The following is a 23,758-nucleotide window of genomic DNA, read 5'->3' as shown; positions in this document are numbered from 1 at the left end:
CAGATGTCCTTGTCCTGGATGTCTCGGGTGTTGGAATACATCATCCCCGCTCAGCCGGCGGTGGCTTCCGGCAACGAGGTGATTAATGCGCAGCCACACTCACAGAGGTCGCCGTGAAACGCGATCGGCACGCCGTCTTCGCTGTAGCCTGAGTTGCCCTGGGCAATGCGGGTGGTGCCATGGCCTGGCAGCGGGCAAAGCACGATGTCGCCTACGCGCGCTGCGCCAATGCCTTCGAAGATCATTGCTTCCGAGCCGGTTTTGACGATGCCGCCGCCGGTGGTGGTGTCGCCGATGCGGATGATGCCTTTCATGTGTAATCCTTTTTCAGTTGGTTGATGGGGTCATGGGAAGCGATTGAGACAAAGGCCTGCCGGTGGCGGGGTCGAGTTTCAGGTCTCGGGTCAGGCGCTGGATCAGCTCTGGCGAAGGTTTTTCAGGCGGGACATTGGCTTCGCGGGCTTCCAGCCATTGCAGCTTGCCGTCCCACGGCGGCAGCTTGGCCGGGGGCAGCGGGAGGATTTCGTTGATTTCGGGGACTTTTGGGTGGGCGTAGGAGTAGTCGGCGAGGATGCTCCAGATTTTGTTGTAGCGCTCGGCGCGGTCGAGATCTTTGTCGAGAGCCAAGTAATGCAACTCATCGGTCGGCTCCGGGGGGTGTCAGAAATTTTGTGTTCGGGCATAACATGAGTAAGAGGTGCATGTATGCCAACCAAAAAGAAACCTGCGCTACGCGAGCTACCGAAAATCCCAAAAGAGCTGCTTGAGCAGTTCGGCGGCGGATTGATGACCGCTGAAGCCATCGAAGACGCCTCCGCGGCGTTCAAGAAGGCGCTAATCGAGCGAGCCCTCAATGCTGAGCTCGGTCATCACCTGGGCTATCCGCCGGGCGCGCAGCGCCCAGAGGATGAAACAAACCAGCGTAATGGCAAAAGCGGCAAGACGGTTTTAACGGGGGATGGCCCGATCCGGCTGGACATCCCCCGTGACCGGGACGGCAGTTTTTCGCCCATTCTGATCCCCAAGCACGAGCGCCGTTACACCGGTTTCGACGACAAGATCATCGCGATGTACGCCCGAGGAATGACGGTCAGGGAAATCCGTGCATTCCTCTCCGAGCAGTACGGTACGGACGTTTCGCCTGACTTCATCAGCTCTGTCACCGACGAGGTCATGGCAGAGATCGGTGCGTGGCAACAGCGGCCTCTGGAGCCGATGTATCCGGTTATTTTCTTCGACGCCCTGCGGGTCAAAATCCGCGAAGAAGGACTGGTTCGCAACAAAGCGATCTACTTGGCGCTGGGTGTTCTACCTGACGGCACACGGGATATTCTCGGCATCTGGATCGAAAATACCGAAGGCGCGAAGTTCTGGATGAAGGTTTTCAACGACCTCAAAACACGTGGCGTTGAAGATGTACTGATCGCCGTTACTGATGGACTCAAGGGCATGCCGGAAGCTCTTGGCGCGGTCTTTCCAGCCACGACACTGCAAACCTGTATTGTTCATCTGATCCGTAACAGCCTTGATTACGTGGCGTGGGATAAGCGTCGCGAACTGGCCAAGGCGCTCAAGCCGATCTACCAGGCGGTCACCGCCGAAGCGGCCGAACAGGCGCTGGATGCGTTCGAAGCCGGGCCATGGGGCAAGCAATATCCAACGGTAGTAGCTTCATGGCGGCGTGCGTGGGATCGCGTCATTCCATTTTTCGTTTTCCCGCCAGCGATCCGAAAGGTGATCTATACCACCAACGCCATCGAGAGCATCAACGCTCAGCTACGAAAGATCATTAAGACTCGCGGCCACTTCCCGACCGACGATGCGGCAACCAAACTGATCTGGCTTGGGCTGCGCAATATCACTGCAAACTGGGGCTCTGCAGCCCATGACTGGAAAAGTGCGATGAATCAATTTGCGATTCTGTACGGAGATCGATTTATCAGGCCGACCTGGTAAAAAACAGCGGCCTGCCTAACGGCAGGCCGTAACGGCCTGCACACAAAAAATCTGACAGTCCCGGCTCCGGACCTCGAAAACTGTCATCCAGCCATCCTGCGGAAGTTTCATCGCCTGCGGCGACGCCGAGCTGAAATGCCTCAAGCGCGTCTCGGTATTGCCGCCTACCTTGGAGATTGACTGCTAGCTCCAGCGCTGCATCTCCATGCCCTTGCTCAGCCGCACACCGACGCATCTGCCGCGCGACATCGGGCGCTCTGCTGCTCGGCGCCAGCGCGTCGCCAATCTCGTATTGAGCTTGGGCACTTCCTTCGTCGGCCGCCTTGCGCAAAAAGCGCAGCGACATTTCCATGTCTTGCTTCAGATCGGCGATACCGTTTTTTAGAAACACCGACACAAAGTAGTAACCCGTGGCTACTTTCGCATCGATCAGGTCTTGACTGAGGCGCAGGTGTCCGTGGCCCCGCAGTTTGTATTTCCCGCGAAGGCTGCCGTTCTGCAGGTTGATGGTGGCCTTGGGGTGCCCATTTTCGGCGGCGATCCGGTACAGACGGGTTATTTCAAGATCGGTAGTCGGGTCCTGTTTCAACTGGTTGTTCTTCTCCAACCAACGGGCGTACTGGAACAGCACATCGCTGTCAGCACTGGCCGGTGGGAGCGCTTCGTGTTTGCAAGTGAAGGCCAGATTTTCCTGGACTGCGCTGAGCGACGGCACCGCAGCGCTATGCGGGCGCTGCGTGAGAGGTGCATCGCAACCTGCCAGCAACAGGCATGACAAAACCCAAGCACGGTTCCTCATGCCAGCCTCCACCAGACCCGTACCGGCCCTTCGTGCTCGCTCTTGGGCAACGGCCAGATTCGGTCACGGTAATAGCGCATGCGCTCGACGGGAAAAACATCGCCTTGCTCAAAATGACGAACAATCGGCTGGCCGTCGGGAGTGTGCAGCTCCCGGTGCTCGACGACCTGCCACCAACCGCTGACCGGGCACTTGGTCCCGGCGACGCATTGGTCGGCCGACAGGTCTGCCTGGCTGAAGCCCTTGGCGCCCGGCATCGGTCTGCCGGTGGCGGGGTCGAGTTTCAGGTCTTGGGTCAGGCGCTGGATCAGCTCTGGCGAAGGTTTTTCAGGCGGGACATTGGCTTCGCGGGCTTCCAGCCATTTCAGCTTGCCGTCCCACGGCGGCAGCTTGGCCGGGGGCAGCGGGAGGATGTCGTTGATTTCGGGGACTTTGGGGTGAGCGTAGGAGTAGTCGGCGAGGATGCTCCAGATTTTGTCGTAGCGCTCGGCACGTTTGAGGTCTTCCTCCAGAGCGAGGTAGTAGAGTTCGTTGGTGGGTTCTGGCCCACGAAATCCGTGGCGCAAAAAACTGGCAGAGCTCTCATCGCCTGCTGCGACACCGAGTTGAAAAGCTTCAAGCGCGTCGCGATATTTTTTGTTGTATTTACGGTCGACCCCCAATGTCGACGCCGCGTCCCCGTGGCCTTGACCTGCGGCACAGCGATACATCTGCACCGCAATTTCTGGAGCAATGTCACTCGGCGCCAGCGCCTCACCAATCTCGTATTGGGCTTGCGCACTGCCCTCGTCAGCTGCCTTGCGCAGGTAGCGCAGGGACATCTCCATGTCCTGTTTCAGATCGGCAATGCCGTTTTTTAGAAACACCGCCACAAAGTAGTAACCCGTTGGCACGTTGGCATCGATCAGGTCTTGACTGAAGCGCAGGTGTTCGTGGCCCCGCAGTTTGTATTTCCCGCGCAGGCTGCCGTTCTGCAGATTGATAGTGGCTTTGACATGGCCATTCTCGGCAGCGATGCGGTACAGCCGGGTAATTTCCAGGTCGGTAGTGGGGTCTTGTTTGAGCTGGTTATTCTTTTCCAACCAACGGGCGTAATGGAACAGCACATCGCTGTCAGGACTCGCCGGAGGTAGCGTTTCGTGTTTGCAGGTAAAGGCCAGATTGTCCTTGATTGCAGCAAGGGATTTCATGTGGATGTCCTTGTCCGGTGGTGGTCGTGAACCGTTGCCGTTGTCGCAGGCAGTCAGGGTCAGGCAGGCGAGTAGTAGTAACCGGCGCATCAGTCGAGGTTCGTCAGCGTGGCAGGGCAGTAATGAAACTCGACGAGAGGCGCAAAGGGTTTGCCTCCCGCCTTTTCACCCTTTCTCTTCTTGTTTTCCTTGATAATGTTCTGCCAAGCCTCAAACGCTACCTTCGGATCATCCTGCATCCCTTGCTTGGCCGTATGCAGCTTCCACAACCTCCGCCTCAACGCCTGAGTTTCACTCGCCCACTCATGGGCAATGTTCAATTCGCTATCCACCTGCATGCTGCGGGTATTGATGTTGGCGGAGCCATGGGTGGTAAACACGTCGTCGACGATCATCAACTTGGAATGGATGTACACCGGCATCCAGTTACCGGGAAGTGAGTCGGGCGCCACCAGCGAGCAGATATGCACTTTGAGGTTAGGTATGTCCTCGGGCTTGAGCACTTCCTGCTGGATGGCCTTGATCTGGCCCTCGAGCACGGCCCGCCGGAAGGCCGCTGCGCTTTCGGCGTCGCGCTGCTTTTGCAGGGCCTTTTCACTCATCTCGCTATTTGGCCCGGTCAGCAAATGGCTCACAAAGGTCATCGCCTGATCCGCGATCAATTCGCTCAGATCCTGCTCCTGCGCAGCGGCCTGTGCCTTGGCGGCCTCGATGCGTTGCAGTTGGGTGATTTTCGGCATGGTGTCAGCGCGCCCCAAGCTGTCGAGCATGCGGTGGGTGTTGACCGTGCCTTTGCCGATGCCGTCGTCGGTGACGTTAGTGATCACGAACAGGTGCAATGCGCCGTGCTTGCCGGGGTCCCGTCCGCCCTGGGTCTGGGCGAGGGCGGCCTTCTTGATCATTTCGGCCAGCGGCGGCCAGCGAAAGTACTGGTTTTCGATGTAGATGAAGCCCGTGGCGTTGTTCACCGCTTGCAGGTAGAGCGTCTCGATGTCGCGGCGGCCTTCCTGGGCCTGGGTGCGCAGGATCTGGGCGAAGTGCCGTTGCTGGTCGGGCGGGCATTGCAGGCGTTTGCCCAGGGCCATGGCGTCGCGAGTGGTCATCAGGTCTTCGCCCGTCGCGTCGAACCAGGCCGTGGCGAAGTTGTGGTGCAGGTGTTCCAGGATCGGCCCGGCCACCTGGCTGGAAATGTCCTGACGCGGCGTGTCACCGCGAGGGCCAGCGTTGGGCGCGGGTTTACTGGCTGGGTCGCGATTGAGCGCCGAGTGCGCGTTGGTGTCCCAGTACTCGTCGAGCGTGTTGTGGCCCATGACGAAACCCACCGCGTGTTCGGGGGCTTCATAGTCCACCAGCACGGTTTTCTGATGGTGGGTGACCGCGCCGCCAAGGGCCGCAAATGTGCCAGCGCTAAGGTTCGGGTCGGAGCCGTAATACCTGGCTTGGTGAATGATCTCGGCGCGGTCGAACAGGCTGAAGCCGCGGCTGGCGAAGGCAGGCCTGTCCAGGTCACGCCATAACGGCATAGGAATACCTGCGATAGAACACATCGCGAACCACTTGCGGTCATAGGCGTATTGATCATCGGTGGCGCTCTGCATCTTGCGATCGTCAATCGGCAACCCCCGCTTCCCCGGCAAGTTGGCCTCACCCGCCACCCCTGCGGCGTTGAAAGGCGCCTCCCAGCCCAAAACGCGTACCTTTACGCCCTGTTTAGCCTTCTGCATGAGCAGTTCGCCGATGCACGCGTGGTGCCACGTCACCCCTTTTAAACCACCGACTTTGGGCACTTCGGTTGTGCAGGCCGGATGCGATGCCCCACGAATGAAATACATCGAAGGCTGAAATCCCCAGCAGATGATGTCCACCGAATGGGTCGCGTTTTCGATGGCCTCGTGCACGGCACCAAAAGTCTCTTCTCCATTGACCAACGGTTTATACGTCGCCAGCGAGGGGCCGTACTCGGACTCCTGCACATACCAGGGCGCGCACAGAGTCACGGTGTCGGTTTCTTGAAACGAGACGGGCGCGACGATTTCGGGCTGCGTCATGGGGCCTCCTCTTCCTGATCGGCGGTGTTATTCAGCACGGCGGCATACTGCGTGCGGTGGTCGGTGTGTGCAGCCGGCTGATTGACCGGGGTGTCGGGCGCGGAACGGTGGTTATGCAGGCCCTGATTGGCCAGCCTTCCCTGGTCGGGATGGCTGTAAGCGGTCACGGCGGGAATGCGGTAGCTGACGCCGTTGGCCATTTCCAGGCGGTATTCCTGCGTCGTCGGCTGATGATCAACCTCGACGTGCCCGCTGCCGTCCATGACGCCTTCGCTGATCAGTCCGCCATCGGCATAAAGCTTGTAGGGCATGTGAGTCCAGCTGCTGCCAAGGTTGGGCGTGGCGGCCAGCTTCAGGCGCAGGGGCTGGCGGGTCAGCTGTTTCGGGGAGTCGGGATGGTCGGCGGCCATGGTCGCGCCGCCCTTGATGAACTGAAAACTCGCGGCCTTGAGGAGATGGTCGCCCGCCGTCCCCGACTCGATGAGGCCCTGCTCCAGCGTCAGGTAGCTGCCTGCGGCGTTGAGCACGATCTTCTTCTTGGCGACGATGTGGATTTCGTCTTCGGTGCTGGTGATGCTCAGGCCTTGCCGGGCCAACAACTCCAGCGTGTCGTTCTGGGCCTGCACGGTGACCGGCCCTTGGTTGGCGATCAGCTTGATGCCCAACTGGCGCACGAACAGGCTCAAGCCTTTGCCGACCCCGATGAACATCCGCTTGACCACGCTGATGTCGGCTTCGCCGCCGGCGTTGAGCATGAGGTTGTCGTGGGCGGCCAGTTGCAGGTGCTTGCCGCTGGTGAGGGCAATCCCCTGGGGTGCGCTGAGCAACAGCACGGCGGATTTGAGCTGTTCGAGATTCTGCTCCAGCAAGTCCACTTGCGCCTGAACGCCAGCGGGCTCGGCTCTGCTCGCCTGGGCATCCTGGGACAGCCCTTGCAGTTGCTCCACCGCGTGCTGCAGGTGGGCAATCGCCGCTGCCATCTCCAACTGCTGCCCTTGAGCGCCGGCCTGTTCATCGGCGCTGATGAACAGCCCTTTGCCGCTGCGAATCGCCCCCCAGCCGTCGGTGCGCAGTTCGAAGCCTTCGCCGCGCCTGTCCTTGTTGGCATCTACCAAGTGGCCCAGATTCAGCTGGCTCTTGCCACTGTGGTCGGTGCTGAGCTTGACGTGCTCCTTGCCGCGCTCGTCTTCCATGCGCAGTTTGTTGTTGGCCGGCGTGCGCAGCACGTTGCGGGTGAAGTCCCGGTCCGCCAGGGTCACCGGGTCGGGATGCCGGTCGTCGTGCAAGGCATGGGCGATGTAGGGCCGGTCGGGGTCGCCGTGCTCAAAGGCCACGGCCACTTCAGTGCCGGCAATCAACGGCAGGTGCAGGCCGTGGGTGTCGCCGGCGTAGGCCCGGGCCAGACGCAGCCACGCGCTTTCTTCACCGGGCTCCCAGTGGTCACGGTCGAACAGGAAGTTGACCTTGTAGCGACCTTCCTTGTCGATGTGGCTGTAAGGGTCGTTGGCGATGACGCTGGTCACCCGGGCGGCCACGGTGCCGGCGAGCTGCGGCTTGCGCGGCAACGGGGGACGGAAGCAAACGGTCTCGCTGAAGGGAATGGCCACGAAGGCGACTTCGAAACTGCGGTCCCTAGCGGCGCGCAGGCTCAGGCCCGTGATCACGGCGCCAGGCTCGAAGGCGTGGGGGGCGTCGCCCGTGACGTCGAGGATTTGCCCCAGCGCCAGGGTCGCACTGCTGCTGACGCCGGTTAAACGCGTCTGGGCATTGAGATAACGTTCGTGGCGCAGCCGGGCATAGAAAAAGCCGCTTTCGCTTTCAAGGCTTTCGTCCTGATCCCGTGGGTCGCCCAGTACGGTATAGGGTTCGGCGTAGTGATAGGCCTCGCCGTAGGTGGTGGTGGCGCGGCGGCTTTGATCGACCTCCCCGTCGAGCCAGGCATCGGCATCGCGAGGGTCGTAGGCACGAAAGTGAATGCTCTTTTCCACCACGCAATGGTCGGATTGCAGCTGCCACACCGCATCCTGATCATGGCTGTCCAGCCCCGATGGCGAGCGACACGGCACCGGGGTTTGCGGCCATTGGTAATGGCGCTGATCGTCGTGGAATTCGATCACGTCGATGTCGAGACGGGCGTCGTGGGCGAAACGAAACCAGATGCCCACCTCGGCCAGCAGCCGTGAGATGAACGCCAGATCGCTTTCGCCGAATTGCATCACTTGCTCGCGCCGGGGGTAGTCACGGACGAGCTTGAAGCGGAAATCATGGCCTTCCATGCCGTGGCGACTGCGCAGAATGCTGTCGACAATCTCCGGCACCGACATGTGTCGGTAGATACGGTACTGATGCCCGCGGGACAGCAGCGCCAGCCGCGGTTCAAGGGTGACTTCGTAACGCGCCTCGTCCCTGGAGGCTGACAGGCACTTGAAACCGGTGACCACGCCACACAGGGTGCGCAGCGGGGGTACGGCGGGTAGCGGCAGACCGCCCATGGCGCTGGACAGCACGTGGGGCGCGGTGTGCAGCGTAAACCGCGCGGCTTTGCCGAGCATCTGACCGGCGCCGATATCCTGCCTCGACGAGGTGAATTCGATGACATAGATGAATGGCTCGCTGAGCTGCTCTTCGCCCGTGAACGTCAGCACGTCAAGGTCGGCATCCAGCTCATCGACGCGCAGGGTGTGACGGCTGTGGTCAAAAAAGGCCGGGAGTGAGTCCGTCATGTTCAGACGCCCCTCACGACAAGCTCGTCGACCATGTTGGCGAGCGTACGATTCAGGAACCACCACACGACGACCAGCGCCAGCCCCGCGATTGCCAGGTGCAGGAGTGGAGAACGTAGCCACCAGGGGAATCTGCGGACAGGCCCTCTGGCGTCTACCCAGGTCGGCCGCACCGGGAACAGTTGCGGCCCTGCCAGTGCGTCCAGCCGGTTTTTCAAGACCAGGCGCTCTTCGTCATCCAGCGATCGATAATTGCCCAGAAATCCCAACATCATCACCCGCTGGAATAGGGTCACGACGTGCATGTCCGGCGCAGGCTCGCGCAGCACTTCCCGCATTTGCTCATGCAGGATTTCACCCGCTCGGTGATGCCCGCAGAACCTCGCCTGCAACGATTCGTTGATCCATATCTGTCGGACGCCTTCCCCGACGTTGCCCAGCACGGCTTCATCAAGCAGCGCGCATTGCGCATGGATGATCAAGTCGACACTGCGCCGGCACATGCCTGCTTCCTGCAATGCGCTGCGCGCGCCTTCGACCTGGGCAATGCACGTCTCGCGCAATGTTTTGCTGTTGGTCATGGTGCAACCATAGTTCAGTTCAACGGCCAGCAAATAGGTGTCCTGGAAGATAAGGTCTACATTGATCGGCGCAGTACCGGCGGGCTCATGACTGACTGGATTCATAGGTAACACCGAGAACAATTTCAGGATTGAATGATTAATCGATCACCCAGGCGATAACGTGATGCCGGCCCACATCAATAAAGTGAGCGCACTGGATAATGCATGTCGTTACTGCTGGCTTGCCATCCGCCTTGATAATCGATATTTAAGGGCGGGAACTCGACTGCGGAAATGTGCACAACGCGAGCCCCGCAGCCTGCCCCGGGACCGACAGCCCTGGGCCGCAGCTACGTCGCCCAGAGTCCACCCGGCGTTGAGAAGCAAGGCTAATCACTGAAAAATAAAATGCTACCCGACTTTTCATATCAAGAAACTTCTTACAAATATCAGGAGCGATCCTACGGAAAGTTCTGACACGTTAAGCGAAATGAATACGAAGCCAGAATCTGAAGTGAGTTAAAGCCGGCACTGTGAACGGCAACACAACAGCAAGGTTTTATATTCATTGGCGAACAGCCCGAATACACATTCCGTTTAATGGAACGTTTGCCCGCTGTTTAAATTTTAAATGCAGACCCTTTACCCGATTCAGCCGGGAACACCTGAGTATTTAAATCGTCAGGGCCGAAATATGTAGAGTGGAAACGGGAAATGGCGGTGTAAATGACCAGCGCCAAACCTCGCCTACTCGGCAGACGTAGGCCTGTAGGAGCGACCAGGGTGGCGCTCCACCTTGCCCGCGAAGACATCCGTAAGGACGATAAAGAAACGTCGGATGTACTGACCCCTTCGCGGGCAAGCGCGCTCCTGCACTGATCTGCGGCACACGGTGCCCGTAGGAGCCGGCTTGCTGGCGAACCCGATTTCGCATAAACCGTTGCAGTGTCTGCACGAACGCATTCGCCAGCAAGCAGGCCCCTACGGATGGGCGGTATCCGCCAAGCCTGTGCATCAGTCAAAACATTTCGGGAGCACGCAGGACCGCGCTACTGGTGATTCACCCAGAACAGCGCCGCCCCCACCACCAGCACAATAATGAACAGAATGGCCCATGCATCCACATGGTTGCCGGTTTTGACTACTTTCGGGTGATTTCGCATTGCATCGCCTTTTGTCTGTTTTATGGGTGATCGCAAAACTCGCAGACCTCCGACAGGTGTCGGCGGCCATCACCAGATTAAAGTTGAGCCATGCCCTTATCACAAGTGAGGTTATGCCGGCCCGACGCGCTGCTTAGCACTTTTGGTTCTGTGCATATACTCAAACATCACTTTTGCGCATATCTGCAAACTGGTAACCTCCCCCGGCTCCGCAAGGAGTGCGCGGCCGTGCGCGCAGATTTCTTCGGTAGCCAGAAAGCAGACGACAATGCATCGCCTTTCCGGCTGGCCCAGCAGCAGTGAACCGCCTGAGAACAGGACCACCATGTACGTATACGACGAGTACGATCAGCGGATCGTCGAGGACCGCGTCAAGCAGTTCCGCGACCAGACCCGCCGCTATCTGGCCGGCGAGCTCAGCGAAGAAGAGTTCCGCCCGCTTCGCCTGCAAAACGGCCTCTACATCCAACGCTTCGCCCCGATGCTGCGCGTCGCTGTGCCCTACGGCCAGCTGACTTCGCGCCAGGCCCGCATGCTGGCGAAGATCGCCCGCGATTACGACAAGGGCTACGCGCACATCAGTACCCGCCAGAACGTGCAGTTCAACTGGCCGGCACTCGAAGACATCCCCGACATTCTCGCCGAGCTGGCCACCGTGCAGATGCACGCGATCCAGACCAGCGGCAACTGCCTGCGCAACGTCACCACGGACCAGTTTGCCGGCGTCGCTGCCGACGAGCTGGTGGACCCGCGCCCCTGGTGTGAAATCGTCCGTCAGTGGACGACGTTCCACCCGGAATTCGCCTACCTGCCGCGCAAGTTCAAGATCGCGATCAACGGCTCGACGTCCGACCGCGCCGCCATCGAAGTGCACGACATCGGCCTGGAGCCGGTCAAGAATGCTGCCGGCGAACTGGGTTTCCGCGTGCTGGTCGGCGGTGGCCTTGGCCGCACGCCGGTGGTGGGCGCGTTCATCAATGAGTTCCTGCCTTGGCAGGACCTGTTGAGCTACCTCGACGCCATCCTGCGTGTGTACAACCGCTACGGGCGCCGCGACAACAAGTACAAGGCGCGGATCAAGATTCTGGTCAAGGCCCTGACGCCTGAAGTGTTCGCCGAGAAGGTCGAGGCCGAGATGGCCCACCTGCGCGGCGGCCAGACCACGCTGACCGAGGCCGAAGTGCATCGTGTCGCCAAACACTTCGTCGACCCGGACTACAAGGCGCTGACCGATGACAGCGCCGAACTGGCTCTGCTGGATCAGCAGCACCCCGGTTTTGCCCGCTGGCGCTCGCGCAACGTCCTGGCCCATAAAAAGCCGGGTTACGCAGCGGTGACGCTGTCGCTGAAACCCACCGGCGTCGCGCCGGGCGATCTCACCGACAAGCAACTGGACGGCATCGCCGACCTTGCCGACCGCTACAGCTTCGGTCAGCTGCGCACCTCCCACGAGCAGAACATTATTCTGGCCGACGTCGAGCAGAGCCAACTGTTCACGATGTGGGGCGAACTGCGCGAGCAGGGCTTCGCGACGCCGAACATTGGCCTGCTGACGGACATCATCTGCTGCCCGGGCGGCGACTTCTGCTCGCTGGCCAACGCCAAGTCGATCCCCATTGCCGAATCGATCCAGCGTCGTTTCGACGACCTCGATTACCTGTTCGACATCGGCGAGCTGGACCTGAACATCTCCGGCTGCATGAACGCCTGCGGCCACCACCACGTCGGCCACATCGGCATTCTCGGGGTGGACAAGAAAGGTGAAGAGTTCTATCAGGTGTCCCTGGGCGGCAGTGCCAGCCGTGACGCCAGCCTGGGTAAGATCCTCGGCCCGTCATTCGCACAGGACGTCATGCCGGACGTGATCGAGAAGCTGATCAACGTCTACGTTGAGAAACGCAACGAAGACGAGCGCTTCATCGACACCTACCAGCGTATTGGCATCGACCCTTTCAAGGAGCGCGTCTATGCAGCGAATCATTAAGAACAACGCCGTCATCGACGAGACCTGGCACCTGCTGCCCAAGGACACGACCTTCGACAGCCTGTCCAACTGCGACGACCTGATCGTGCCGCTGAACCTGTGGCGCGAGCATGCCCATGCGTTGAAGGCCCGTGACGGCGGCCTGGGTGTCTGGCTGGACAGCGACGAGGAAGCCGAAGAAATCGGTGACGAAGCGGATCAGTTCCAGGTCATCGCCCTGAACTTCCCGGCGTTCACCGACGGCCGCAGCTACTCCAACGCGCGCCTGTTGCGTGACCGCTATGGTTACAAGGGCGAGCTGCGGGCCATTGGCGATGTGTTGCGCGATCAGCTGTTCTACCTGCACCGCTGCGGGTTCGATGCGTTCGCGATTCGTGCCGATAAAGACCCGTACGAGGCGCTGGAAGGCCTGAAGGACTTTTCCGTGACCTACCAGGCGGCCACCGACGAGCCGCTGCCGCTGTTCCGGCGCCGTTGATCCGACACTGATCAACAGGCAACAAAAAGCCCCGACTTCCTGCGAAGCCGGGGCTTTTTAATTGGAAAGGTGAACGCTTCATGTAGGAGCGTGGCTTGTCCCGCGATCTGCCGCGAAGCGGCAGTAGATCAGGTCAACGCGGTGTGTCAGCTTTGCAAACCTTGCCATTGCGGCTGCTGCGCAACCGATCGCGGGACAAGCCACGCTCCTACAGACTCATGCACATCAGCTCACCTACCAGAACCGCTGTTGCGTCAGCTTGCCCCACCACCCCGTGACCAGTTGGTCAACCGACGTGCTCGCCGCGATGCCCACGCGCTGCTGCAGGCTTTTGCGTTCGGCGTAGTGCAGATGGAACACCTCGGCGGTCTTGGCCTTCTCCGACAGGTATTCATCGCTGGTCTTCAGCTCATCCACCAACAGTTTGTCCTTGGCCGCGATGCCCAGCCAGATCTCGCCGGTGGCGACTTCGTCGATCTCCAATTGCGGGCGGTAGCTGGCGACGAAGTTCTTGAACAGCTCGTGGGTGATGTCCAGGTCCTCCTGGAATTTCTCGCGGCCCTTCTCGGTGTTTTCGCCAAACACCGTCAGCGTGCGCTTGTACTCGCCGGCGGTCAGCACTTCGAAATCGATGTCGTGCTTTTTCAGCAGGCGATTGACGTTGGGCAGTTGGGCCACCACGCCGATCGATCCCAGGATTGCGAACGGCGCACTGATGATCCGGGTGCCGATGCACGCCATCATGTAGCCGCCGCTGGCCGCAACTTTGTCGATGCAAACGGTCAGCGGAATGCCCGCCTGACGAATCCGCGCCAGTTGCGACGACGCCAGACCGTAGCTGTGCACCATGCCGCCGCCGCTTTCGAGGCGCAGCACGACTTCGTCCTTGGGCGTAGCGAGGCTCAACAGCGCGGTGATCTCGTTGCGCATGTTCTCGGTGGCCGAGGCCTTGATGTCGCCGTCGAAGTCCAGCACATAGACCCGCGATTTGACCTCGGTGGACTTCTTGTCCTTCTTCAACTCCTTGGCCTGCGACTTGCGCAGCGCCTTGAGGCGGGCCTTGTCCAGCAGCGAGCCTTCGAGGCGATCGCGCAGCCCTTTGTAGAAGTCATTGAGCTTGGTGACATGCAGCTGACCGCCAGCACCACGACGACCGCGACCGCGCATCGAGCCGATGACCACCAGCACCACAATGATCGCGATCACGATGGTGACAGTCTTTGCCAGGAAACTGGCGTAATCGAAAATGAACTCCACAGAAACTCCTTACCGGTACAGCAGACCCTCGGCAGAGGATCGCGAATGGGGCCAAGCATACCGGCGCGCCGGTGGCCGGGCCAGTGACGAGACGGGGAATACGGGACAGATCGGCCAATTCAAACGAGCGTATGTTTTTTCATTGACAGACCGCGGGCCGTCCTCATAACCTCCCAGCACTTTCAACGTGCCAGGGTGAAGCGGTCGTGGGCAGCATCTATCTCATACGACATGGCCAGGCCTCGTTTGGTGCGGACGATTACGACGTCCTGTCGCCCACCGGTTTTCGCCAGTCGGAAATCCTCGGCGCGCACCTCGCCCAGCTGGGTCTAAGCTTCGACCGCTGCATCAGCGGCGCGCTGTTTCGCCAGCGCCACACGGCCGAAACGGTGATCGCCCAGCTCAACGCCGCCGGCCTCGCCACACCCGAACTTGAGACCGATATCGCCTTCAACGAATTCAACGCCGAAGGCGTGATTCGCGCCCTGCTCCCGGCGATGCTGGATGAAGAACCCCACGCCTTAGAGATCATGCGTGACGCCGCCAACAACCGCGCCGAGTTCCAGCGCCTGTTCGCCGCGCTCATTCGCCGCTGGCTGGTGGGCGATCACGATGCCGCCGCGCTGCAGAGCTGGCAGGCCTTCGTCGAGCAGGTTGAAGCCGGCCTGAGCGGGATACTCGACAGCGCCGGTCCCGGCGATCGCATCGCCGTGTTCACCTCCGGCGGCACCATCACCGCCCTCCTCCACCTGATCACGCAAATGCCGGCCACCCTGGCTTTTGAAATGAACTGGCACATCGTCAACACCTCGCTCAATCACCTGAAGTTCCGTGAGCGCGAGGTGTCCCTGGCTTCCTTCAACAGTTACGCGCACTTGCAACTGATGAAGGCGCCGGAGCTCATCACCTACCGCTGAGCCCGGCCAATCGCACCCGCAAAGTGCTCGTCATCACTCATATAAAAGGATCACACCATGAGCTCCGTAGAAAACGCCGTCCAAGCCATGAAAGCCAAGTTCAACCCATCCGCCGCTGCGGGCCTGGACCTGGTGTTCGGTTTCCGCATCGACGAAACCAAGAACTTCTCCCTGATCGTCAAGGACAGCACCTGCGAACTGCAGGAAGGCGAAAACCCGGACGCGCAAGTCACCCTGGTGATGGACGGCGAAACCCTGGAAGGCATCGTCAGCGGCGAGACCGACGGCATGCAGGCGTTCATGGGCGGCAAACTGCGCGCTGAAGGCGACATGATGCTGGCAATGAAACTGAGCGAGCTGTTCCCTTCCTGAGGACGCTCGTGCAGGCATTTTGCCCGGGATACCAGGTATGTCTGTGGCAGCTGTGTCGCTGATGGACCGCATCGCGGGCAAGCGCGCTCCTACAAGGAACTGTGCTCATGCCGAAAAACCGAAGCTGCCTGGCTTCGGTTTTTTTTCGGCCGGAAGGCGCGCAGGACAAAGACCGCAGCCGTGAATCAGGGAGGCTGATTGCCCCGTAACACCCACGCCAATAGCCCTTGTTCGCGGGCGCCGGGGAGCATTAGATTAGCCAATGATCCTGTCCCACCAAAATAACCTGCAGGGATACGCATGCCGCTCACCGACCAATCCACCCAGGTTCGATCCGGCGAAGAACTCGACGCTGCACTGATCGACCCTTACCTGAAAGCCCATATCCCCGGCCTGAGCGGCAGCGCTCAGATCAGCCAGTTTCCCGGTGGCGCGTCGAACCTGACGTACTTGCTGAATTACCCCGAGCAAGAGTTCGTTTTGCGCCGCCCGCCGTTCGGTCACAAGGCGAAAAGCGCTCACGACATGGGCCGCGAATTCCGCATCCTCAATCAGCTACGCGACGCCTTCCCTTATTGCCCCAAGGCGTACCTGCACTGCACCGACGAAAGCGTGATCGGCGCCGAGTTCTACGTGATGGAGCGGGTCAAGGGCATCATCCTGCGTTCGGAGCTGCCCGCCGGGCTGAACCTCGACGCCGCGCAGACCGAAACCCTGTGCAAGAGCTTCATTGATCGGCTGGTCGAACTGCATCAGGTGGATTACACCGCCTGTGGGCTGGGCGATCTGGGCAAGCCCCAAGGATACGTTGAGCGGCAGATTCGTGGCTGGACCGAGCGTTACGAAAAAGCGCGCACCGCCGATGCGCCAAGCTGGCAGAAGGTCGCCCGGTGGCTGGACGAGAAAAAGCCGGCGGACCACCCCGTTTCAAGCCTGGTGCACAACGACTACCGCTTCGACAACGTGATCCTCGACCCTGACAACCCGATGCAGATCATCGGCGTGCTGGACTGGGAGCTGACCACCCTGGGTGATCCGCTGATGGACTTGGGCAACAGCCTCGCGTACTGGATTCAGGCGGATGACCCGGCGCCCGTGCAATTGATGCGGCGCCAGCCCAGCCATGCGCCGGGCATGCTCACCCGCGAGCAGTTCGTGGCGTACTACGCCGAGCGCTCCGGCATTCCCATCGACAATTTCGACTTTTACTACACCTACGGTCTGTTTCGTCTGGCCGGCATCGTCCAGCAAATCTACTACCGCTTCTTCCACGGCCAGACCCGGGACACGCGCTTCGCCCCGTTCATTCACATGAATTCCCTGCTCGAGCGCATGGCCCTGCAAGTGATTGAGCGTTCCAGCCTCTGATTGCGACACGACAAGGAAAACAACAATGTCCAAGACTCAACTGTTCGACCTCGATGGCAAGATCGCTTTCGTCTCGGGCGCCAGCCGTGGCATCGGCGAGGCGATCGCCAAACTGCTGGCCCAGCAAGGCGCCCATGTCATCGTCTCGAGCCGCAGGATCGACGGCTGCCAGCGGGTGGCGGACGCGATCATCGCCGATGGCGGCCAGGCCACCGCCATTGCCTGCCACATCGGTGAAATGGAACAGATCACGGCGGTGTTCGCGCAGATCCGCGAGCAGTTCGGTCGGCTGGACATTCTGGTGAACAACGCGGCGACCAACCCGCAGTTCTGCAACGTGCTGGACACTGACCTGGGCGCGTTCCAGAAGACCGTCGACGTGAACATCCGCGGCTACTTCTTCATGTCGGTGGAAGCCGGCAAGCTGATGCGCGAGCACGGCGGTGGCAGCATCATCAACGTGGCGTCGATCAATGGCGTCTCGCCTGGCGTGTATCAGGGCATCTATTCGGTGACCAAGGCAGCGGTGATCAACATGACCAAGGTGTTCGCCAAGGAATGCGCGCAGTTTGGCATCCGTTGCAACGCCCTGCTGCCCGGCCTCACCGACACCAAATTCGCCTCGGCGCTGGTGAACAACGAGAAGATCCTCAACACCGCCCTGGCGCAGATTCCCCTCAAGCGGGTGGCGGCGCCGAGCGAAATGGCGGGGACGGTGTTGTACCTGGCCAGCGATGCCTCGAGTTACACGACAGGCGTGGCGTTGAACGTGGACGGCGGGTTCCTGTCCTGAGCCGCTGAGCGATCATCTGTAGGAGCGCGCTTGCCCGCGAATTCGATGCATCTGATGTCCGCTCATTGCCTGACACACTGCAATCGCGGGCAAGCGCGCGCCCACACCCTCTGCCCATGAGGTGAAACTGAGGTGTTCCTGATGGAATAAAGATTCCATCGGGAGCCACCAACCGCCTACATTTTCCGCACAACAACACGTCTAAAAGGACACGCTGTCATGCGCGGGAATTCTCTTCCAGAACTGGGCGTTGGCCTTATCGGCACGGGCTTCATGGGCCGGGCTCATGCCCTGGCGTTCCACAACGCACGCACCACCTTCGATCTTCCCTTCAACCTCAAGCTTGTCGCGTTGGCCGATGCGGATGCTGCGCGCGCGCAACAGTGCGCAGCCAGTTGGGGGTTCGAGCGCAGTCATGGCGACTGGCAACAGCTGATCAGCGATCCGGCGGTCAATCTGGTGGCGATCACCACGCCAAACCTGCTGCATTTCCCCATGGCCATGGCGGCCCTTGAAGCGGGCAAGGCGGTGTATTGCGAGAAGCCGCTGGCGGTGAGTCTGGCCCAGGCGCGGGAGATGCAGGCCGCAGCGCTCAAGGCCGGCGTCGTGACACGGGTGGGCTACAACTATCAGCACAACCCGATTATCGGGCTGGCGAAGCAGATGATTGAAAGCGGCGAGCTGGGGCGGATCGTCAGTTTTCAGGGGGAGTTCAGTGAGGACTTCATGGGCGATGGGTTGTCACCGTGGTCCTGGCGCTGCGAAGCGTCCCATGCCGGCGGCGCCCTGGCGGACCTCGGCAGCCATTTGCTGGCGATGGCGCGGTACCTGCTCGGTGATATCGAAGCGGTGTGCGCAGACTCGCAAACGGTGCACCCGCAGCGTCCGGCCACCCGCGGCAGTGAAGAGCAACGGCCCATCAGCATCGATGACCAGACCTACGCGCTGCTGCGTTTTGCCAACGGCGCGCGGGGTACCTTTGGCAGCAGCTGGCTCAAGCATGGCTACAAGAATCACCTGAGTTTCGAGATCGGTGGCACCGAAGGCACGTTGTCGTTTGATCAGGAACGCTTGAACGAGCTGCGGCTGTTCCGGGCCGGCTCCCCGGGACACGACGGGTTTCAGCGGATTCTGGCGGGGCCTGCGCAACCGGGGTATGCGTCTTTCTGCCCGGCGCCGGGGCATCAGCTGGGGTACAACGAACTCAAGACGCTGGAAGTGTACGAACTGATTCAAGCGCTGGGTGGGCACGGTTCCAACGGTACGGACTTTGCCCAAGCGATGGAGGTCGAGCGCCTGGCCACAGCGATTCGCATCGCGGCGAAAGAGAGGCGTTGGGTGAGCGTTTCGGATATTTGAATCGGGTGTCAGCCCGGAAGTTGAGGACGGTCTCTCCGGCCCCTTCCCGGCTGAAGCCGGTCCCACTAAATGCAGCGCATGCATTCAGTGTGATTGGCGCTGGAACCTCATTGTGGGACCGGCTTTAGCCGGGAAGGCGTCGATCGCCACACTGCAAATTCGACGGTGCACAGACTGGCCCCTTCCCGGCTGAAGCCGGTCCCACTAAAAGCAGCGCATGCATTCAGTGTGATTGGCGCTGGTCCCACTAAAAGCAGCGCATGCACCCGGTGGGATTGGTTGCAGTGGTCTAATTTCCCCGGACACCTCGATAAGTGGAAAATACATTTATCGAGGAGTTTTTCATGACCAGAAAACGCAACAGGTTTGATGACAGCTACAAATTGGAAGTCGTGAAGATGGTCAGGGATCAGGGCCTGACCGTTCCGCAGGTTTGCCAGGACCAGAATCTCGGTGAGACGGCCGTACGACGGTGGATCCGCCAATACGACGCTGAACAGTTGGGCCAGGCAGGGATTGGAAATCCGCTGACGGCTGAGCAGCAGCGCATTCGACAGTTGGAGCAGGAAAACCGGCAGCTCAAGACGGACAACGACATCTTAAAAAAGGCTACCGCCTTCTTTGCCCGCGAACTGAAGTGACGTATCGGCTGGTTCGGCAACTGCAACAGAAGGCTTATCCGGTGGCGCATGTCTGTCGTTTGCTGAACGTCAGTCGGTCGGGGTTTTACGAAGCCCAGAACCGTGCACAAAGGCCTGCTCGGCTCAGTTGCCCCATCGTCGCGCAGCTCAAGGCAGCTTTTGCCGCAAGCGACGGCTGCTCCGGCAGCCGCCCATTGACCAGGGCCCTGCGGGCCAAGGGCATGAAAATAGGCCTCTATAAAGTCCGCCGACTGATGCGAGCCAACGGTTTGCGCTCGGCGTGGAAACCCAAGTTTGTGCATACGACCGACAGCAAGCATGACCTGCCAATCGCCGAGAATGTGTTGAACCGTCAGTTTGAGCCGCAGGCTATGAATACCGCTTGGGTCGCCGACATTACCTACATCCGAACGCGCAGCGGCTGGCTCTACCTGGCCGTCGTACTGGACTTGTTCTCACGCAAGGTGGTGGGCTGGGCGATGGCCCCCAACATGCCTGCAGAGCTGGTGTGCAGCGCGATGCAGATGGCCGTCGCCCAGCGTCAACCTCCACCTGGCCTGGTCGCCCACTCCGATCGCGGCAGCCAATATGCGAGTGCACTCTACAGATCGCTGCTGGCCAGACACGCCATGCAGCAAAGCATGAGCCGTAAAGGTAACTGCTGGGATAATGCGGTGATGGAACGTTTCTTCCTGAGCCTGAAAATGGAGCGGGTATGGCGGCGCAATTACGCTAACCATGGCGAAGCGATACGCGACATCACTCAATACATCGTTGGGTATTACAACAACGAGCGGCTGCACTCGAAACTGGGGTACCTGCCACCGACCGTTTACGAACGGACGATGGCGTCGAAACCACCTATCGAGGTGTCCGGAATTAGTTGACCACTACAGGTGCTGGAACCTCATTGTGGGACCGGCTTTAGCCGGGAAAGCGTCAGGCGTCACGCTGCAGGATTGAGGGTGTTCACACTGACCTCTTCCCGGCTGAAGCCGGTCCCACTAAAAGCAGCGCATGCATTCAGTGTGATTGGCGCTGGTCCCACTAAAAGCAGCGCATGCACCCGGTGGGATTGGTGCTGGAACTTCATTGTGGGACCGGCTTTAGCCGGGAAAGCGTCAGGCGTCACGCTGCAGGATTGAGGGTGTTCACACTGACCTCTTCCCGGCTGAAGCCGGTCCCACTAAAAGCAGCGCATGCATTCAGTGTGATTGGTGCTGGAACTTCATTGTGGGACCGGCTTTAGCCGGGAAGGCGTCGATCGCCACACTGCAAATTCGACGGTGCACAGACTGGCCCCTTCCCGGCTGAAGCCGGTCCCACTAAATGCAGCGCATGCATTCAGTGGGATTGGTGCTGGAACTTCATTGTGGGACCGGCTTTAGCCGGGAAAGCGTCAGGCGTCACGCTGCAGAATTGAGGGTGTTCAAACCGGCCTCTTCCCGGCTGAAGCCGGTCCCACTAAATGCAGCGCATGCACCCGGTGGGATTGGTGCTGGAACGTCATTGTGGGACCGGCTTTAGCCGGGAAGGCGTTGTGCTGACGCAACTTTGCTATGATCCGCCCCCGCGCATGAATGGTCGAGCGCCCCTGCCTGCCATTCGACCACTGCGCCAAACGATCAGATCGCAAAACCGGTTAACGCCCCAAAGGAACCCGAATGCAACACGCTACGTTGAACCGTTTCTACGCTGGGGTGCTCGCGCTGTTGCTGTGCGTCGCCGTGCCCGCTTTCGCACAGGCAGCGGCGGCGCAGGTCGCGTCCCAGGCAACACCACCGCCCGCCAGCCAGAGTGATGCGACGCCCGAAGCCGAGGCGCCGAGCCTGGATGACCTGAGCGAGCAGCTCGACCAGATCCGGCAAAAAGTCACCGTGAGCGCCAATGACGACTTGCTCTCGAGCCTGCGCCAGGCCGCGTTGCAGGTGCAGAAGCAAGCCGATGATCTGATCGCCAAGCAGGCGGTCGACATCGAGCACCTCAACGATCAACTGAACATCCTGGGCCCGGTGCAACCGGACGAAGCGTCCACCCTGACCAGCCAGCGCAAGGCGTTGACCACCCAGAAAAACGCGCTGGTCAGCGACGAGCGGCAGACCAATACCTTGAGTCAGTCTGCACGGGACCTGGCCACGCAGATCTTCAGCCTGCGCCGCAGCCTGTTTGATTCACAGATCAGCACCCGCACGGCAAGCCCCCTCAGTTCGGCATTCTGGTCCACGCTGATTCGCCCGACCGATGACGACCTGAGGCGCATGAACGGTCTGCTGGACGACGTCCGCAGCGTGTTCACCAGCGCACTGGCGCCCGGCAACCGCATGCTGTTTGCCAGCGTCGTCATCGGCGCGCTGCTGATCTGGGTGGTGGTGCGCCGCCTGCTTGAGAGCCTGCTGATCCGCCTGATGGTGCGCTGGTTGCCCGAAGGCCGCCTGCGGCGCAGCGCCCTGGCACTGGCCGTCGGCCTGTCGACGGTGCTCACCATCACCGCCGCCACCTCCCTGCTGCGTTGGGGCATTGTCAGCAATGCGGTGCTCAGTAACGACGTGGTCAATCTGCTCGACCAACTGCAAACGCTGATCACCTTCTGCGCTTTCATCGTCGGCCTGGGCCGCGCGCTGTTGATGCTGCCGCACCCGTCGTGGCGCCTGCCGAACATTCCTGACGAAATTGCCACCGCCATGGGCCGCTTCCCGGCCGTGTTGGCCCTGGCGCTGATGATCATCGGCACCCAGGAACGGATCAACAGTGTCATCGCCAGCAGCCTGGCGCTGACTGTTGCAGTGAACGGCCTGACGGCGCTGGCGGTTTCGCTGGTGTTTTTCTTCGGTCTGCTGCGCTACCGCCGCACCCGCCGTCGCCATGAATTGGAGCGCCCGGGCGGCCTTGCCGGGCTGATCCCCTTCGTCGTTGCGGTCTGGGTCGGCCTGAGTCTGCTGGCGTTGTTAAGCGGCTACCTGACGCTGGCCTATTTCCTCGCGGTCAAGCTGCTGTGGATGAGTGTGGTCGCGTCCACCGCTTACCTGCTGGTGGCGTTCTTCGGTGATGTCTGCGAGACCCTGCTGTCGCCAAAGCAACCGGGCGGCATGGCACTGGGTTCGGCGCTCGGTCTATCCCCGCGCCATCAGGCCCAGGCGAGCACCGTTCTGGCGGGCGTTGGCCGCAGTTTGCTGCTGCTGGCCGCCGTGCTGCTGGCTTTTCTGCCCTCCGGTTCAAGCCCGGGCGAGTTGCTCGAAAGCTTCACCCGCATGGAAGTCACCGACAAATCCCTGGGCGCCCTGAACATTGTCCCAAGCGACATCCTGCTGGCACTGGGTTGCCTGGTAGCGGGCCTGCTGGGCGTGCGCGTGCTCAAGGAATGGTTCGGCGAACGCCTGCTGCCGGAAACCAACATGGACGCCGGCATGCAGGCCTCCCTGGTGACGTTGATCGGGTACATCGGCTTCGTGCTGGTCGTCGCGGTGGTGATGTCCACCCTGCACATCAGCCTGACCAACCTGACCTGGGTCGTCAGCGCGCTGTCGGTGGGGATCGGTTTTGGTCTGCAAGCGATCGTGCAGAACTTCATCTCGGGCTTGATTCTGCTGACCGAACGGCCAGTAAAGGTTGGAGACTGGGTGAGCCTGGCCGGGGTCGAGGGCGATATTCGCCGGATCAACGTGCGTGCCACCGAAATCCAGATGTCCGACCGCTCCACGGTGATCGTCCCGAACTCACAGTTCATTACCCAGAACGTGCGCAACGTCACCATGGGCAACGCGTTGGGCGTCGTCGGGATTTCCCTGACGCTGCCGCTGGAAACGGATGTCTTGCAGATCCGCGAACTGCTGTTGCAGGCGTTTACCGAGCATGAAGCCGTGCTCGATACGCCAGCGCCGTCGGTCACCTTTAAAGACCTGACCAACACCGGCCTGATCATCAGCGCCAGCGGTTTCGTGAACAGCCCGCGCTCGGTGGGCGGTGCACGCAGCGACCTGTTGTTTACCGTGCTCGGACGCCTGCGGGAAATGGGCATCGCGCTGTCTGCACCGCAGAGCATGGTGTTGATCAATGACGGGCTGGCCAAGGAACAGCCGCCGGCAGTCGTCGATTGATCATTTACTCAGGCGTGTACGAGTGAATGGGCGCGCGGCGTGACAGTCGATTT

17 protein-coding genes and 1 pseudogene are annotated in these 23,758 nt (G+C 60.6%); 10 read left to right on the top strand and 8 right to left on the bottom strand.

The window, feature by feature from the left end; translation table 11 throughout:
• Positions 1-50: 50 nt before the first annotated feature.
• Positions 51-314 carry a PAAR domain-containing protein gene (locus tag OKW98_RS13115; RefSeq protein WP_265389537.1) on the bottom strand — a complete coding sequence of 88 codons (264 nt, stop codon included), beginning with the start codon at positions 312-314 and terminating at the stop codon, positions 51-53.
• A 13-nt stretch (positions 315-327) separates the two neighbouring features.
• Positions 328-612: pseudogene (locus OKW98_RS13110) on the bottom strand (DUF6396 domain-containing protein); the annotation flags it as partial.
• Positions 613-705: 93 nt separating this feature from the next.
• Here OKW98_RS13110 and OKW98_RS13105 point away from each other — a divergent pair.
• The gene (locus OKW98_RS13105; protein WP_265385925.1) at positions 706-1,956 is read left to right on the top strand and encodes an IS256 family transposase; all 1,251 of its coding nucleotides are present in this window, start codon (positions 706-708) and stop codon (positions 1,954-1,956) included.
• On the opposite strand, the gene OKW98_RS13100 is transcribed toward OKW98_RS13105, so the two are convergent.
• The 5 genes from OKW98_RS13100 to tssL all read right to left on the bottom strand — a co-directional run bounded on the left by OKW98_RS13100 (position 1,940) and on the right by tssL (position 9,402).
• Positions 1,940-2,755 (bottom strand): tetratricopeptide repeat protein, encoded by an 816-nt coding sequence (locus OKW98_RS13100; protein WP_416148382.1) that lies wholly within the window; start codon positions 2,753-2,755, stop codon positions 1,940-1,942. The genes OKW98_RS13105 and OKW98_RS13100 overlap by 17 nt on opposite strands.
• Positions 2,752-3,945, bottom strand: a complete 1,194-nt coding sequence (locus tag OKW98_RS13095) for a DUF6396 domain-containing protein (protein WP_322114175.1) — start codon at positions 3,943-3,945, stop codon at positions 2,752-2,754. The genes OKW98_RS13100 and OKW98_RS13095 overlap by 4 nt, the downstream gene beginning before the upstream one ends.
• Before the next feature lie 89 nt (positions 3,946-4,034).
• Positions 4,035-5,993 (bottom strand): phospholipase D-like domain-containing protein, encoded by a 1,959-nt coding sequence (locus tag OKW98_RS13090; RefSeq protein ID WP_265389535.1) that lies wholly within the window; start codon positions 5,991-5,993, stop codon positions 4,035-4,037.
• Positions 5,990-8,716, bottom strand: coding sequence for a type VI secretion system Vgr family protein (locus OKW98_RS13085; RefSeq protein ID WP_265389534.1), 2,727 nt, complete (start codon positions 8,714-8,716; stop codon positions 5,990-5,992). The genes OKW98_RS13090 and OKW98_RS13085 overlap by 4 nt, the downstream gene beginning before the upstream one ends.
• 2 nt (positions 8,717-8,718) lie before the next feature.
• Entirely contained in the window at positions 8,719-9,402 is a 684-nt protein-coding gene (tssL, locus tag OKW98_RS13080; RefSeq protein ID WP_265389533.1) for a type VI secretion system protein TssL, short form, read from the bottom strand.
• Between the two features lie 1,365 nt (positions 9,403-10,767).
• On the opposite strand from tssL, the gene OKW98_RS13075 reads away from it, so the two are divergent.
• Positions 10,768-12,426 (top strand): nitrite/sulfite reductase, encoded by a 1,659-nt coding sequence (locus tag OKW98_RS13075; RefSeq protein ID WP_265389532.1) that lies wholly within the window; start codon positions 10,768-10,770, stop codon positions 12,424-12,426.
• Positions 12,410-12,904 (top strand): DUF934 domain-containing protein, encoded by a 495-nt coding sequence (locus OKW98_RS13070; RefSeq protein WP_265389531.1) that lies wholly within the window; start codon positions 12,410-12,412, stop codon positions 12,902-12,904. The genes OKW98_RS13075 and OKW98_RS13070 overlap by 17 nt, the downstream gene beginning before the upstream one ends.
• 234 nt (positions 12,905-13,138) lie before the next feature.
• On the opposite strand, the gene sohB is transcribed toward OKW98_RS13070, so the two are convergent.
• Positions 13,139-14,161: a protease SohB gene (gene sohB / locus OKW98_RS13065; protein WP_265389530.1), complete on the bottom strand. Its 1,023-nt coding sequence runs from the start codon at positions 14,159-14,161 to the stop codon at positions 13,139-13,141.
• A gap of 206 nt (positions 14,162-14,367) precedes the next feature.
• On the opposite strand from sohB, the gene OKW98_RS13060 reads away from it, so the two are divergent.
• The 7 genes from OKW98_RS13060 to OKW98_RS13030 all read left to right on the top strand — a co-directional run bounded on the left by OKW98_RS13060 (position 14,368) and on the right by OKW98_RS13030 (position 23,705).
• A complete protein-coding gene (locus OKW98_RS13060) occupies positions 14,368-15,078 on the top strand; it encodes a histidine phosphatase family protein (protein WP_265389529.1) in 711 nt (236 codons plus the stop codon).
• A 57-nt stretch (positions 15,079-15,135) separates the two neighbouring features.
• The gene (locus OKW98_RS13055; protein ID WP_265389528.1) at positions 15,136-15,450 is read left to right on the top strand and encodes an SCP2 sterol-binding domain-containing protein; all 315 of its coding nucleotides are present in this window, start codon (positions 15,136-15,138) and stop codon (positions 15,448-15,450) included.
• A gap of 300 nt (positions 15,451-15,750) precedes the next feature.
• Complete coding sequence (locus OKW98_RS13050; RefSeq protein WP_265389527.1) at positions 15,751-16,818, top strand: phosphotransferase family protein; 1,068 nt, start codon at positions 15,751-15,753, stop codon at positions 16,816-16,818.
• A gap of 25 nt (positions 16,819-16,843) precedes the next feature.
• Positions 16,844-17,611: an SDR family oxidoreductase gene (locus OKW98_RS13045; protein WP_265389526.1), complete on the top strand. Its 768-nt coding sequence runs from the start codon at positions 16,844-16,846 to the stop codon at positions 17,609-17,611.
• 219 nt (positions 17,612-17,830) lie between these two features.
• Positions 17,831-18,970, top strand: coding sequence for a Gfo/Idh/MocA family protein (locus OKW98_RS13040; protein WP_265389525.1), 1,140 nt, complete (start codon positions 17,831-17,833; stop codon positions 18,968-18,970).
• 344 nt (positions 18,971-19,314) lie between these two features.
• A protein-coding gene (locus tag OKW98_RS13035) for an IS3 family transposase (protein WP_265385272.1) occupies positions 19,315-20,498 on the top strand; the annotation gives its coding sequence in 2 pieces (ribosomal slippage) (positions 19,315-19,579 and positions 19,579-20,498; 1,185 coding nt in all).
• A 777-nt stretch (positions 20,499-21,275) separates the two neighbouring features.
• Entirely contained in the window at positions 21,276-23,705 is a 2,430-nt protein-coding gene (locus tag OKW98_RS13030) for a DUF3772 domain-containing protein (RefSeq protein ID WP_265389524.1), read from the top strand.
• The last annotated feature ends 53 nt before the right edge of the window (positions 23,706-23,758 follow it).

The sequence above is a fragment of the Pseudomonas sp. KU26590 genome (genome assembly GCF_026153515.1).
GTDB lineage: Bacteria > Pseudomonadota > Gammaproteobacteria > Pseudomonadales > Pseudomonadaceae > Aquipseudomonas.
Note: the sequence above shows the minus strand (reverse complement) of the source record. Positions and strands in the feature narration are given on the sequence as shown.